The following is a 13,925-nucleotide window of genomic DNA, read 5'->3' on the forward strand; positions in this document are numbered from 1 at the left end:
ACATCCCATCGCACAGGGGCATGCAATGTCGACCTTCTTCGTTAACCAGCTCGACTTCATTTTCTTCTTCTACGGTCTGGCATTTATCCTGCTCGGCACCACCTGTTGGGCGATCGCGAGAAGCAAAGGTCAAGGCGAAGCATGGGCTGTGCTCGGCGGGTTTGCGTTTGTTCACGGCGCAGGTGAATGGCTGGACCTGACGGCTTTGATCATTGGCGATGGAGTGGCATTCGCGGTCGTGCGCGTGATGCTGATGACGGTATCGTTTGTTCTATTGCTTGACTTCGCGCGGCTGGAGGCAATCCGCCTCGGAATGAACCTCCCTGGGCGATGGATCTACGTGCCCTTGATGATGCTGGTTGCGTTGATCGGCGTCACCGGAGGCGTCACCGCAGCGAACATTGCCGCACGCTATGCCATTGCGTTCCCCGGTGCACTCGGGGCAGGCCTCGTATTGGCCTGGGGGGCGAGGACACTTCCCGCCGGTGCCCGATATGCCGGAATCTCCGCCTCGCTCGGGTTTCTGCTGTATGCGATTGCTGCGGGCGTTATCGTTCCGGCTGCACCCTTCTGGCCCGCGAGCATCGTGAACCACGGCTGGTTCGTCAGCCAGGTCGGTGCACCAATCCAACTCTTCCGCGGTTTGCTGGCGTGCTGGATAGCGTTTTCCATATGGGCGGTGTGGGTGCAGCAGCTGGCCGGGCAACTCCGTTCGGCGAGATACACCGCCTTCGTTCGCCAGCAATTTATCTGGACCCTGGTCTCCATGGGGACCATTCTGGTTTCGGGCTGGACGCTCACCGAATTCCTCGGCGGGATCTACAGGCACGACGTGCAGGAGGAATCGCGTCGCGACATCGACCTGCTGGCAAGCCGGCTCAGCGGTGATACGGCCACGGTCGATGCGATGGTGAAGGCGTTGGCCGGGTTCCCGTCCATCCAGCCACGGCTGACCGGCGGCGGACAGCCGGACGACAACACCGCCCAGGCATTCCTCGATCTGGCTGTCGAGGCATCGGGTGCCAGGCACGGTTACATACTGGATGGGACGGGCACCGTGGTTGCTTCGTCCCATCCGCGGGGGGTCCTGCCTGGACAACCCAGCTACGGAACCGCGGTCATATTTCTCCAATCCATCGCCGGAGACGGTGGCCATCAGTTCGTGTTCGATGCAGCGACGGGCGCGCGCGACTACTACGCGAGCCAGCCGATCCGATCCGCGGATGGCAAGATCGTCGGGGTTGCGGTCCTGACGAAGTCACTGGATACCGTTGAAGCGGATCTTCGGGAGTTCAATCGCCCCTATTTCTTCATCGATCCGCACGGAGTGGTCGCGATGACGAACCGCCCCGAGGCGCTCCACCGTACCCTCTGGCCGCTGGCGGCCGAGGCGAAGGCGTCACTGTCCCGTCAATTCGGTAAAGTGGACGATCGCCCGATGCTTGAGCGCGAAGTCGTCGACGGAACATGGGCTACGGTCGACAACGAACGCGAATATGTGCGCCGTCGTTTTGCCGACCACAGCCTATGGTCCCTGGTCATCCTGAAGCCGACCCGGGAAATCTTCGCCACGCGTTTCCTGGGCATTGTCATCACCCTGCTGGTGACCATCATGGCGCTGATCTACCTGGTGGGTAAGGGTCGCTGGATCCATGACGACGTCCTGGCGGACAATCGCGTCCGGCTCCAGGAACTGACCCAGGATCTGGGTATGAAGGCGGCCACGGACCCCCTTACCGGATTGCACAATCGACTGAAATTCGATCAAGCGCTTGCCCTTGAAATGGAGCGCTCTGAGCGCTACGGCACGCCGCTCTCCCTGATCCTTTATGACATCGACCACTTCAAACGGGTCAACGACACCTACGGACATCTGGCCGGCGACAAGGTTCTCGTCCAGCTGTCCCGCTTCGTGCCAAACCTCATCCGCACAACGGATTTTCTCGCCCGGTGGGGCGGCGAGGAATTCGTCATTCTCGTCCCGGGATCCGGAGGACCCATGGCATTCCAGGCGGCCGAGAAACTACGCGACGCCGTCGGCCAGGTCGTGTTCGAAGACGTCGGCACGATCACCTGCAGCTTCGGTGTAACTCAATGGGTGCCAGGCGAAACCTCGGCGGAATTCATCGCCAGGGCGGACGAGGCCCTCTATCACGCCAAAGCCAATGGTCGGAACCAGGCGGTGCTGGCACCGCCATCGGGGGCGATCAACGCCGGAGTGAGCCCGGCCGGTTCTCTCTAGTCGTCGTAGTTACGAAACCTCGACACATGTGTGGGGCGCGCTTGATCCTGAAGCGCCCGACACATTGCATCCAGGCTCGACTACTACCGCGCTCATCCAGAAAAGAACGTTCGCGTTTTTTAACGAGCAAATAGACCCTGGAAACTCACCTCAGCATTTTCATGTGGGTTGCAGTCTCGTCGTCGACCGCTGTGAAGCCTAGTCGCACATAAAAGGCAGCACCCGCCGGCGTGTCAGTGGTGAGCCGGACCATGCGAAATCGTGCATGTGCTTCCTCCAGGAGCGCATGTACCAGGGCCTCGCCGATGCCTCTGCGCCGAAAGGCATCAGCGACGTAGAGACGACGGAGCCTGGCGGTATCGCCCGAGGACTGATAGGGGTCGACATTCAGACCGCCAATCCCCACGATGCTGTCTCCCCAGGTCGCCAGCAAAAGACGCTCACCTTCCTTATGAAACCGGTTTGTACCGGTCCGCCACTCGTCGATCAAACGACCAACGAAGTGGAATCCCTGTACGGATGCCTCACGCTCCAGGTCGATGAGAGCCGGAGGAAGAGTCGTCAGCTGAGTGATGGTGAGCATCGTTTGGCATCCACCCGGAGGAGACGGGCCGGGTCGGCTGATCGTGGGTGACCGTTACCGGCTTTTCGGAATCTTGAACACGCCGCTGAGCTTTTGCACGAAACATGCGCCGTTACCGTCCATGGTCAAAGCCCATGAAATGAGTACATCGCTGGCAGTCAGTGCATTTGGAAGATCAGCGAACGAACTTTCCAGATTAACTCTACGGACGAACTTTTTTCCAGGCGGGATGGTAACTGGCGCAACACCGGGGCTGAGGAGTGGAATTGCATGCTTGAGTTCCACGTTTCCCTCTGTCTTGACTGCGTGCAGGTCCAACATGTTTTCCCCAAAGTTATATTGCTCCAGGGATAGCTCCTTCGCGCTTTGATTGGTAACGGTCAAGACAAGCGCATGGAGGGGCCCGTCGGATACCAACTTGCTGGAAACGGAAGGCGCCTCACACACAGTCGCTTCCTTGGCCGCAACCGGACCGATCAACGGTGCGCAAATCACCATCGGGTACAAAAATCTCAGGCCTGACTTACGGCTTCGAGGCATTGCGGCACTCCCTATCCTGTTCCTACTGCTGCTGTTGCCCATCTAGCGGAGTATCAACGGTTACGAGGAAGCATGTCGATCGACTGCATCCACTTCTCCGCCAGCTCCGGCCATGCCCCGATAGGCAAATCCGGACGGTGGAGGCCAAACCCATGTCCGCCCCTTGGGTACAGGTGCATTTCGACCACCCGCCGAAAAACCAATCACGCCGATCTTGTTCACGTCGATATGAAGGGTCGCTGCCTGCTGGCGAACGAGTCGGATGGCACGCTGGGCGTCCTGCAAAGCCATATGGACCTTCGGCTCCCTCCGGCACTGGCATGATCCGTCCCACTGGGGACCACTTGTTGGTACGCGATACTTCAGCAACGCACAGGTCATACCTTTCCCCGTGAGCCAGTCGCAAATCTTCGTACCCTCCCCTTCGATCGCCAACACTCGATAGCCTCCACCGGGAAAGACCACCACTGTCGTTCCGGTATTGACACCTTTGGGCGGGTAGCTGGTCATGGTCGGGCGGGTGACGTTCTCGATTGATTCTTCCTTGAATGTTTCCGGCCCGGTCACGGGCGGGCGAGCGATCTCGTGGCTTTCAGGCCAAAGTGGAACTTGAGTAAGCGGCGCTTCGGGCTGCCACGTTGAAGCGGGCGATGCCCAGGCCACGACGCTCGCAAGCGAGAGGCCAGCAAGCATTCCAAGTCGACGCCAATCGATGTCCATAAGGCCAGGTCCCGTTTGCATGGGTCGAGCGCCTGCAACAGGCGGCCGAGCGCGCGAGACATTCCCTCGCCGCCCTCAGGCTAGTTGGCGAAACTAGTCGATTGGTGATCATGGCCTGACGCAAATAGGGCATTTTCCCTGGTATGCAATTCATCCCAGCGTAAGGAATTGGTAAGCGGAACGGGGCATCTTAGGCGGACTCTTGTCAGCCACGGTGACCATGTGATCTCCCTCGTTCTCGCTGCGGCCATCGCGTCGGCCGGTTTCACCACGACCCCGCTGGTTTCGCTGCCTGAAACTGGTGGCTGGGATTACCTGGCGTTCGACGAGGCCAGCCGGCACCTGTTCGTGACCCGCGGTGATCACGTGGACGTGGTGGATGTCGACGCGGGGAAAGAGATTGGACGGATCGAGGGCTTGAAGGGCGCGCATGGGGTAGCGCTCGTGCCATCCGCGCAACGCGGCTTCGTCACCGATGGCAAGAACAACAGTGTGCTCGTCTTTGACATGCAAACTTTCAAGACCATATCGATCATTCCGCTTAGCGGAAAGAAACCGGACGCGATCGTTTTCGACAAGGCAAGTGGACATGTGTTCGCCTTCAATGGCGACAGCCACGATGCAAGCGTGATCGACCCGGCACTGGCAAAGCAGATCGGTTCAGTCGAACTGCCCGGCGCACCGGAGTTTGCGGTATCCGACGGCAGCGGACATGTGTTCGTCAATCTGGAAGATCGCAATGCCCTGGCAAGCATCGACACCCGCCGTGGCAAGGTGGATGCTACGTTTGACCTTCCGCGCTGCGATGGACCCAGCGGACTGGCGATCGACCCCACCAGGCACCGGCTGTTCTCCGTCTGCGGGAACGAGGTGATGGCCATCACCGACGCCACCAACGGCAAGCAGGTGGCGATGCTTCCTATCGGCAAGGGCGCCGACGCAGCAGGGTACGATTCGCGCACGGGTCACATCTACAGCTCCAACGGGCAAAGTGGAACGTTGACCGTGGTCGAAGGCGACGGTGCGGATCACTATCGGGTGACGGCCACCGTCCCCACCCAGCGGAGCGCACGCACGCTGGCGGTGGACACCAAGGACGGCACGGTCTTCCTTTCCGCCGCGGAGCTATCGCCCGCTCCAGAAGGCAAGCGGCCGACCCCCGTGGATGGAAGCTTCAGGATCCTGGCGGTGTCCGCCCCGCGGTGACCGTCGGCCGCCCGTCGACTAGCTCGAACCGGAAGGCATAGTCGAGACTGAAGGGCGCCGTCTTTTCGACCTGGCTGATGTTGCCCGCACCGTCGTCGTATTCCTGAACCACGGTCATAGGCGTGTACTTCCAGCGCATCACCACGTCCCGGCAGGCGGCCAGGAAAAGCCTGTGCTCCGGCATGGAGGAGGCATCCAGGTCCCTGACGTCAATAACGGTTCCCGCTTCATTGATGATCGCCTTCACCTGTACGGTTGTCGGAGGGAGCCCGGCCCCGACCAGGGAAGGCGGATAAACGGGCGGATCGTGCACCAGAGGCTGTGCGCCAAATGCGTGCTCGTTGCGCTTCAGCTTGTACTGATTCGCATCCGATGCGGGAAGCAGCGCGTAGCTGACCTCGCCCTTGTGGGCTGGCGGCGGGGCCTCCGCGGCGGGTGGCGCCACTGATCTGCAAGCCTGGAGGGCCAGGAGGACGAGAAGGCCGGCATTTCGGCCGTGGGACTTACTCGACCTGTTCAATGCGCCGCCCCGTGCTGGACGACCTCAAGTGTCGTGCGTTTCGTCTCGTCACTCGTGCGCGCCAAAACGACGTACTTGCCGGGAGACAGATAAAGGACCGCGTTCTCGACTACCCGGAACAGGACCAATCGATCCTCCGGAACACTTCCGTCAGCGCCGACGTGTCTTGCCTCCAGCAGGCATGGCCTTTTGCCCTGGCAAGGCTGGGGAATCGAAACAGCCATCCTTCGCCCACCCAGCGTGAGCCAGCTGGATACGCCACCCCGGTCGCGCCCTGGGCGCCACGTCACCGTCGCATCGACCCGTGCAGGCTGTGACGACCACGCATGCTGCTGCCTTGTCATCCAGAGAACCGGGGTACGTTGATTCTCAGGACCACGGCAACCCCTGAGTCCGTCGATCTGATCCACCGCGACAGTCGACTTGACACCGGATGCAGCCAAACGCTCGGCCATCCATCCATCCGACTTCCAGATATGCGAATAACCCGCGACGACAACCACACGTGCGCCGGGGTTCGCATCCAACCACCGCTTCAGGTTCGCCGCTTGCTGTGCCTCGCGTTGATCATCCCAGGTCCTTTCACTTTCATATGCCACCAGCCCGTAACCAAGACGGTGCGCCTCTTCCACCATCTGTGCGTACACCGGCTCGCGCAGGTAGAAACCGGCTTTGACGTTATCGTGGAGGTAATCGCCACCCGTCGCGCCCGATCCCTGGGTTATCGCATCCGGGCTTGCCGGGTTGAGGGCCTCCATGGCGACATGTGTATACCCCGCCCGACGCAAGGCAGGCAACGCGCGGATGATGGACGCACGGGTTTCCACGTTCGAATGCGACTCGTTGACCAAGAGGACACGCGAATTGCCTGCTATACCCGCGATCGAATCCTCGATGGGCGTCTTCTGAAACGGTGGGGACGGGCATTCGATCGGCGCCTTCGCCGGAAACGAATCGGCGTAGTGTCGACCTGCATCGTCGTAGCGACCGAACATCGCATCAATCATCGACAGAAACTGACCAGCTTGTTTCCGGTCCGCCGGCGGCAACGTCTGGTACTCGGCATGCAGTACTGCATACATTGTGAAGTCGTCACCCTTACCCGTGAAGACGGTCTTGGCCGTGTTCATGAAGGACGGAAAGTCCGAGGGAGAAGAGCCCGCGTAGCACGAAGCAGCGATGCTGAGAAGCGCGATAAACAGGCAGATCCTCGTCTGGCGCGGACGTTCGCTACGCAATGGACTTCTCTTCCGCATCTACGACTCCGACCTCATTCGGCATGGTCGTGATGGTACCGCAGCATTCTCTAATGCCGGGGCCCTCCGTCCCCGCGCAACCGGGGACGGAGGGCCAACCACTCTATTCGACGATATCCGCCGTGACGTGATACACGCGCCCACCCCATCCATCATTGGGGAAGGCATCGGACACCTTGAGGTAAACCGGCTTGGAACCATCGGTGGCGGTGCCGAGGTACGGTGTCAGGTCGATACTGCGGTCGGCCTTGTTCGAGCCGTCGGTGATCGGCTGAGTTTCTTGCAGCACGGTCGTCCAGTTCTCGTTGTCGGTACTTACCTGCACCAGGAATTCGGCGTCGATGGTCAGGGTGACGTGCGCCGAGGTGGTATCGGCCGGGAATGGGAACCGGTAGGTGAAGTGGGCGTTGCCGTCGGCGAAGCGGTTCTGCACGCCGTTGCTCTGCGAGCCGTCGGGATCGAACAGCCACGGGTTCTCATCGACGGTGCCGGTATCGAAGTCGATCTTGTGCGCGACCAGCACGTCGGCCTGGGTACTGAAGTGCAGTCCGGCCGCCGTCACATTGGCGGTGACCAAGTGGTGCCCATCCGTCGCCAGGCTCGGCACGGTGACCTTCAGCGGAATGCTGCCGCTAACGGGATTCGCATTGCCGTGCGGCTGCAGGCGCAGCGTGGTGACTCGTGGCGAGACGCCCCAACCATTGGGAGCATTGACCACGGCGAGTGCTTGCAGCGGGAAGAAACCCGTCGCCGATACGCCGAGATCGACGGCGATGGACGAGGCGCTCGACGCGGCGGGCATGATCACCGATTGCGCGGGGGACGTGGTCGCGGCCAGTGACTCCAGCGGCGTGAAGGTCGGTACCTCCCCGATCAACGCGCTGAGCGCGCTAGCCTGGGTGCGCCAGTCGAACACGTTGGGGTGGTCGTCGCTGGTGGCGCCGGACCAGCGGGTGCCGAGTCGGTCGGCGGCATCGCGATCGTCGCTCCAGATACTTTCGGCCTGGGCCTCGAGGAATGCCGTGTATCGGCTATCGTGGGTGGTGTCGACGAGGTCGGTCCAGTAGCGCGTGAAGATGCCCTTGAACTGCTTGCCGTTGTCATCGCAAGTCTGGTCCAGTGCATCACAGCTTTCGGTCAGGATGCCGTTGGTCACCAATGCATTCGGACCGATAGCGGCGTCTGCCAGCCGGCGCACGGTCGCCAGGATGGTTGGGTCCTTGGTTGCGCGCCACAATTCCAGGCCGGCACCGATCGCCATGCCCTGGTTGTAGCTCCATACCGTCTGGCCGTTGTTGGTGCAGGCGTCGGTGAGGCCGTCGTTGACCAGGCCGTTGGCATTGATCATGCCGCTGCCGCTGAACCACGTCCAGGCCGTGCGGGATCGGGCCAGCCACGTTTTGTCGCCATGGATCCGGTTGTGCAGTTCGGCCGTTAGGCGGATCCACAATCCGTTGGTGACGGCGTTCTTGTAGGTGCGTTCGGCATTCCACCAGACGCCACCACCGCAGGTGCTGGTGTCCCAATAGCCGTTGACGTAATTGGCGATGGTGACCGCCATGTCCAGGTACTTGCGGTTGCCAGTGAGGTCGTAGGCCTGCACCCAGGTCAGGCCCCACCATTCGGTATCGTCGATCGCCCGGCTGGTGAAATTACCCAGTAGAGGATCCCCCGACAGCACGCCGCCGGGAAACACGCCTTTGTCTTTCTCGAAGGTGTTGTCCAGCTGGCCGACATAGCGGCGGTCGCCGGTGCGTTGCATGTAGTCGCCGATGGTCTGCAGGGCGACTGCCGAGTTCCACCAGCTGGACGGAAACCAGGCCTTGTCGGGATCGTAAGAACTCATCAACACGTCCGCCGCCACCCGGGCACGGGCGACTGCCGTGGGGCCGTCGGCGTGCGGACTGGATGGGTGGGCAGGTGGCGCTGCCATTGAAGGGAAGATGACGGCCAGAACCGTCAAGCTGGCCACGGCCAGCAATGTCCGTACTCGCATGATCACAAGCGCTCCTCTTGGACACCCACGAAGGGAATGGAGGCTACGTCTCCCCTACCGGTCCGCCGGACCGTGGGTGGTGATCCGGCATGGACACGTGGACGCATGGCGCCGTTTTCAGGTGTGGGGATGAACACAACGGCTCGTGCGGGCTCGCGAAGTGTTGCAGAGCTATTCACTCAATATTGAGAACCACGTCAAGGCAGCCACGAGATATCGCGTGCCGCCTGTCCGGAAAATTGTTCCGTTTGTAACGATTCGTTGAGTCCGCTGCTCGCGAAATTAATCGAGCACCAACGGGGAAGCGACAACGTGCTGAGGCCCCCTCAATGGGCCTGATAAGGCCCAAAGCGCTTGATCACCTCCCGCGTCTGGTCAGCATCGTTAAGGATGAAGACTTCATAGGTGGATCCGCCCGGAGCTACGCGAAGAACGACGTGTCCGCCGTAGCTTCGGTATATTTTGTCCATGATGGGGCCTATGGCGATCCGTGTTTCCGGACTCATGCCGGTCGCAAACACATCGCGCGGTCCGGGATAAAATTCCTGGGACGCCATTCTCACCACGACCTCTTCCCCAGGCTGCGCCGAAAGCCAGTTCTGCTGGATGATGACCCGTGGCCTCAGCGCCCGCAGGATGGCACCGTTGGTGGAATCACGATTACCGTGGTGGTCCAGGGTCATGGCGTCGACCGGCCCGACGACCGCAGCGACCGGTGTCTCTATATCGCGCCAAAAGGGCTGCGTGTAATCGGGAACGCCGGGAATATCGCCACCCGAATAATAGGAAAACTTCCCGTAGCTGATCCTGATGACGTTGCTGAGCGGGTTCTCGTCGAAGTGACAGTCCTTGATGGCATCGGGCGGGATGTACTGCTGCGTATCGGTGCCGCGCCCGGTCCAGATCACGCCGCTCGACGCGATATTCCTGATATGGAAGTCAGGAAACTTTTGCGCCTGCTGCAAGCGGATTTGATCCAGCTGCCCTGGTTGAAGCCCGACCACCGGTTCGCCGTGCCCCTTGCGGAACGCCACCATGTCCAGGTAATTGGCAAGCGATCGCCCGTCGTCACCGTTACTTTTCGCGCAGGCCCGAATATCCACGGGAACCGTGTAATTCGGTGCCGCCCGGTCAACCAGCGTCTTGATCGGGACAAGGTCGCCCACTTCGGTGATGCCCGCCAACCGATAGGCGCCCGTGGCCGACATCGGGCTGGTGGGCCGAATCGTGCCGATATGGTCGGTGTGAAAGTGCGTTATCAGCGCATAGTCCAGCGCAACCGGCCTGCCCGCCGGCGCAAACTGGCGGATGTAGTTGGCGATCCAATACCCGGAGGAGTGAGTGCCATCGGGCAAGGGCGGAAACGCCTTCAGCGGAGCCACGGACTTGACGAACTCCGGGTCCGACTCCCCCGCGTCGATAAGCATCGTGGTGCCATCCGGCATCACGATATAGGCGGCATTTCCGCGCCCGGTGCTGATGTGATGGATGTAGAGGTAGCCATCCGTCCATGGCGGGAGCGCTTGTTGGACTCCATCGGCCCAGGCCGTGCCCGCTCCAAAGGCGGCCAGGGCAAGAAGGCCAGCGAGCGCCAGGGTGCGTGCGGCGGCCAGGCGATAATTCCTGCTGGAGGGCATTTGCGGAAGCGACACGATGCGTTTCTCCCCCTGGGCTTGCCTGATAGCTTAACAAGGCTCACGCTTGACGTGCCTTTGTTGAATCGCAAGCCCAGGAGCGCCGTGGCCCGAGTGAACCCCAATGTGAGCGACAGGATGAATGCCCACCGTGGTTGACCGCCCTTCCGGCTCCCGCCTGGCGGCCGCCTTCTTCATCGCCCTGTTTACCCTGCTCACCCTGGCCGGCCTGTATGCCCCGCGCTTCGCGCATCCGGTGGCACAGGTCGTCGTCGCCCCGCCCCTCCCGCCGTCCATGCCAGCGGTCGAGGTGTGGCTGAGCACGGAAGACCGCCGCCTCCAACTCGTGCAGCAGCCTTCGATCGAAACGAGCGTTCCCGGCGAGGCGCCCGCCGAAGTGATTGTCAACGTCGACAAGTCGTACCAGACCATGGTCGGGTTCGGAGCCGCCATGACCGATTCGTCGGCCTGGTTGCTCCAGAACAAGATCAACGCTGTCCAGCGGACCGCCCTGTTGCACGAGTTGTATGGGCGGCCGCCCAATCTCGGCCTGAACATGATGCGCCTGACCATCGGTGCCTCGGATTTCTCGCTGGACCTCTACACGCTCGATGACCTGCCGCCGGGCCAGACCGATCCTGACCTGACGCACTTCAATGTCACCCCCAATACACGCGATGTGATCCCCACCGTGCAGGAAGTGCTGGCGATCAATCCGGACATGCGCATCATCGCCTCGTCGTGGACGGCGCCAGGCTGGATGAAGTCCAGTCAGGTGCTGGTGGGTGGCGAGCTTCTCGAGCAGTACGAAAGCGCATACGCAGACTACCTCGTCAAATACATTGACGCCTACCGCGGCTATGGCATTCCCATCTTTGCCCTGACCTTGCAGAACGAGCCGTCCTTCTCGCCCCTCACCTACCCGGGCATGTTGATGCCGGCAGCCACGCGCGCGCGCGTCATCGGCAAGTACCTTGGCCCGAAACTGGCCAGCCGCAAATCGACAACCCGCATCCTGGATTGGGACCACAACTGGAACCATCCGGAGGAACCGCTGGCGGTACTGGGCGACGCTGATGCCGCACGCTATGTCGATGGCGTGGCCTGGCATTGCTACGCCGGCGCGCCCCATGCACAGAGTGATGTCCACCGGGCGTTTCCGAAGAAGGATGTCTATCTAACCGAATGCTCCGGCGGCGACTGGGCGTCGGCGGCCAACGGTGAACTGATCTGGTTCTCGAATAACCTGCTGGTCGCCAGCATGCGTAATTGGGCACGTGGCGTGGTGTACTGGAACCTGGCGCTGGACGAGAACCACGGCCCCCACTTCGGCGGATGCGCCCTGTGCAAGGGCATCATCACGATCGACTCGCAAACTGGCGAGATCACCCGTAATGACGAGTACTACGCGATCGCGCACTTCAGCCGATTCGTCTTGCCGGGCGCCGTGCGGGTGGGATCCACCGCCACCGAGAAAGGCCTGGAAAACGTGGCCTTCCAGAACGTTTCCGACGAATCGATGGTACTGGTGGTGGTGAACAGCCACACCGAGCCGACCCCGGTGACGGTGGCGCAAGGTCCGGTCCGCTTCCAGTACACGATGCCACCCAGGAGCGTGGCCACCTTCATATGGAACTCCGACCTGGCAGGCGCCTGGGTCCGCCGTGCACTTGGATGGCTCAACGGGCCGCGCGAACATTTAAAGTACTAGCGTCATTTCCCTCTGAGGGCATCCAGCTTTTGACGGGTATCTGTCATGTTGCCGAGGGTTAGCGACTTGGAGAAGGCTTCAATCGCCTTTGGCTTGTCACCTGCAGCCACGTAGTAATCACCCAGGCTATCGAAGGCGTTCGCGCTCTTCGGATGCTCATTGGTGTTTCTTTCAAATAGAGCGGCCGCTTGCTTCATCTGGTGCTGTTCCATGCACGCATAGCCCAACTGGTTCACCATGCTTTCGGAAGGTAGCACCGTATAGCCCATTCGCTGGGAAACCTCTTGGTAGTGCGCTTTAAGCAGCACGTAGCGATCCCAATCGGGATGCTCATTGAACTGTCGGACGTTGAATTCATAGTCACGAAATATGTACCTAAGTGCATCATATTCGGCATTCAGTTCAACCGTTCCATGGCGTTCATTCTGGTAAAACTTGCTTGACCAGTCCAGGTTCCGTAGCTTGCTTTCACGCAGGAAGCTTATAAACGGAAGTACTGCCTGAGTCACGGGCGACAGGCCAGTCGTATCTTTCAGAATGGATTTGATGTCATACCCGGCTGGAATGTTGTTGGCCGCCGCAACGAATAGCCTTCTGTTCGCGAAGTCTTTTTTCAGGAATGACTTTTCAGCCGTCCTGATCCAGTCCTGGTCATCCCACCAAATGCTTGGATCGATGGCGATATAGGCATTGAACAAGGCCGTGTGATAGTAGAAAGCATTGAGTACAGCCAACCCACCCAACGAATGACCGCTAATAATGCGATAGGGTGCGGTTGGATAGTGTTGATCGATATAGGGGATCAGATCCTTTTCGACAAAGGACATGAAGTTCCCGCCGCCACCGGACCTTGCAGACTCGTTTGCGCTCAGGATCTTGCCGATATGCCCCTTGTCGGGCGTCAAGTCTCGTTGCCGATCGGTATTTTTTATGCCAACAACAATCAGTTGTGGAAATACCCCGCTCAACTGCTCGGTAAATGCCACTGCCGAGCCAAAGTGATCCTCGCCATCCAACACATACAGTACTGGATAGCGTTGCCCGGGCTCACCCTGAGGGACATGAACCAGGATGGTCCGGTCCTCACCCAGAACGGAAGAATGAAAGACTTCCGTGGTTCCTATGACGATCCGGTTGTCCTTTTGCGCATAGATGGCTGTGCTGACTGAAAGGAACAGCACGAAGAAGATGATCCCTTTCACGCAAGAAAAAACGCTCCTGCCGCTGCCCGCCTGACCTTTCATTTGCATGAGATCACCCCGTTCGACGTGTCTTGGCCCAATCCAACACCGGTCAAGATCGTTGGATGCCGAAACTTCGCAGAACGTTTAAACGACAGGCAGCAGGTTTACCAAAACGCCGGTCTATTTATCTTTAAGCCTGTTGTCGCTGCAGCTACTGAATCGGTAATCTGGCTCGGGATGAAACTTTAACCTCGTAATCAGCAGTTAGTCCGGCGTTCCTGCAACTGCAGCTAGATGCTCAAGCCGAGCGGCCTGTCGCATTGATATTTCTGA

At 60.3% G+C, this 13,925-nt stretch carries 11 protein-coding genes; 3 read left to right on the plus strand and 8 right to left on the minus strand.

Features of this window, described 5'->3' with window-relative positions:
• The coding region (locus tag VK519_RS14585) for a sensor domain-containing diguanylate cyclase (protein WP_324350927.1) at positions 1 to 2,242 on the plus strand (2,242 nt) is incomplete at its 5' end.
• 145 nt (positions 2,243 to 2,387) lie between these two features.
• Here the strand turns inward: VK519_RS14585 and VK519_RS14590 are convergent.
• From VK519_RS14590 to VK519_RS14600, 3 genes are all read right to left on the minus strand, one after another.
• On the minus strand, positions 2,388 to 2,825 hold the full coding sequence (locus VK519_RS14590; protein WP_324350929.1) for a GNAT family N-acetyltransferase: 438 nt from the start codon (positions 2,823 to 2,825) through the stop codon (positions 2,388 to 2,390).
• Positions 2,826 to 2,879: 54 nt separating this feature from the next.
• Positions 2,880 to 3,209, minus strand: coding sequence for a hypothetical protein (locus tag VK519_RS14595; RefSeq protein WP_324350931.1), 330 nt, complete (start codon positions 3,207 to 3,209; stop codon positions 2,880 to 2,882).
• A gap of 216 nt (positions 3,210 to 3,425) precedes the next feature.
• Positions 3,426 to 4,085, minus strand: coding sequence for an alpha/beta hydrolase (locus tag VK519_RS14600; RefSeq protein WP_414692756.1), 660 nt, complete (start codon positions 4,083 to 4,085; stop codon positions 3,426 to 3,428).
• Positions 4,086 to 4,307: 222 nt separating this feature from the next.
• Between VK519_RS14600 and VK519_RS14605 the strand changes: the two genes are divergently transcribed.
• Positions 4,308 to 5,291, plus strand: a complete 984-nt coding sequence (locus VK519_RS14605; RefSeq protein ID WP_324350933.1) for a YncE family protein — start codon at positions 4,308 to 4,310, stop codon at positions 5,289 to 5,291.
• Here VK519_RS14605 and VK519_RS14610 read toward each other — a convergent pair.
• The 4 genes from VK519_RS14610 to VK519_RS14625 form a co-directional block, all read right to left on the minus strand.
• Positions 5,260 to 5,736, minus strand: coding sequence for an energy transducer TonB (locus VK519_RS14610; RefSeq protein WP_324350935.1), 477 nt, complete (start codon positions 5,734 to 5,736; stop codon positions 5,260 to 5,262). The genes VK519_RS14605 and VK519_RS14610 overlap by 32 nt on opposite strands.
• 71 nt (positions 5,737 to 5,807) lie before the next feature.
• Positions 5,808 to 6,941, minus strand: a complete 1,134-nt coding sequence (locus VK519_RS14615) for a TraB/GumN family protein (RefSeq protein ID WP_324350937.1) — start codon at positions 6,939 to 6,941, stop codon at positions 5,808 to 5,810.
• Between the two features lie 229 nt (positions 6,942 to 7,170).
• Positions 7,171 to 9,063 carry a glycoside hydrolase family 76 protein gene (locus tag VK519_RS14620; protein ID WP_324350939.1) on the minus strand — a complete coding sequence of 631 codons (1,893 nt, stop codon included), beginning with the start codon at positions 9,061 to 9,063 and terminating at the stop codon, positions 7,171 to 7,173.
• Between the two features lie 326 nt (positions 9,064 to 9,389).
• On the minus strand, positions 9,390 to 10,715 hold the full coding sequence (locus VK519_RS14625; protein ID WP_324350941.1) for a ComEC/Rec2 family competence protein: 1,326 nt from the start codon (positions 10,713 to 10,715) through the stop codon (positions 9,390 to 9,392).
• Positions 10,716 to 10,992: 277 nt separating this feature from the next.
• Between VK519_RS14625 and VK519_RS14630 the strand changes: the two genes are divergently transcribed.
• Complete coding sequence (locus tag VK519_RS14630) at positions 10,993 to 12,408, plus strand: glycoside hydrolase family 30 protein (RefSeq protein WP_414692757.1); 1,416 nt, start codon at positions 10,993 to 10,995, stop codon at positions 12,406 to 12,408.
• A 2-nt stretch (positions 12,409 to 12,410) separates the two neighbouring features.
• On the opposite strand, the gene VK519_RS14635 is transcribed toward VK519_RS14630, so the two are convergent.
• Positions 12,411 to 13,610 (minus strand): alpha/beta hydrolase-fold protein, encoded by a 1,200-nt coding sequence (locus VK519_RS14635; protein ID WP_324350945.1) that lies wholly within the window; start codon positions 13,608 to 13,610, stop codon positions 12,411 to 12,413.
• Positions 13,611 to 13,925 lie beyond the last annotated feature (315 nt).

It is taken from the genome of Pinirhizobacter sp., assembly GCF_035317885.1.
Classification (GTDB): Bacteria; Pseudomonadota; Gammaproteobacteria; order Xanthomonadales; family Rhodanobacteraceae; genus Pinirhizobacter.

Excerpts from the sequence above, each read along its gene's own strand:
- VK519_RS14590 (WP_324350929.1), bottom strand. The coding sequence starts at position 2,825 with ATGCTCACCATCACTCAGCTGACGACTCTTCCTCCGGCTCTCATCGAC.
- VK519_RS14600 (WP_414692756.1), bottom strand. The coding sequence starts at position 4,085 with ATGGACATCGATTGGCGTCGACTTGGAATGCTTGCTGGCCTCTCGCTT.
- VK519_RS14615 (WP_324350937.1), bottom strand. The coding sequence starts at position 6,941 with ATGAACACGGCCAAGACCGTCTTCACGGGTAAGGGTGACGACTTCACA.
- VK519_RS14620 (WP_324350939.1), bottom strand. The coding sequence starts at position 9,063 with ATGCGAGTACGGACATTGCTGGCCGTGGCCAGCTTGACGGTTCTGGCC.
- VK519_RS14630 (WP_414692757.1), top strand. The coding sequence starts at position 10,993 with ATGCCAGCGGTCGAGGTGTGGCTGAGCACGGAAGACCGCCGCCTCCAA.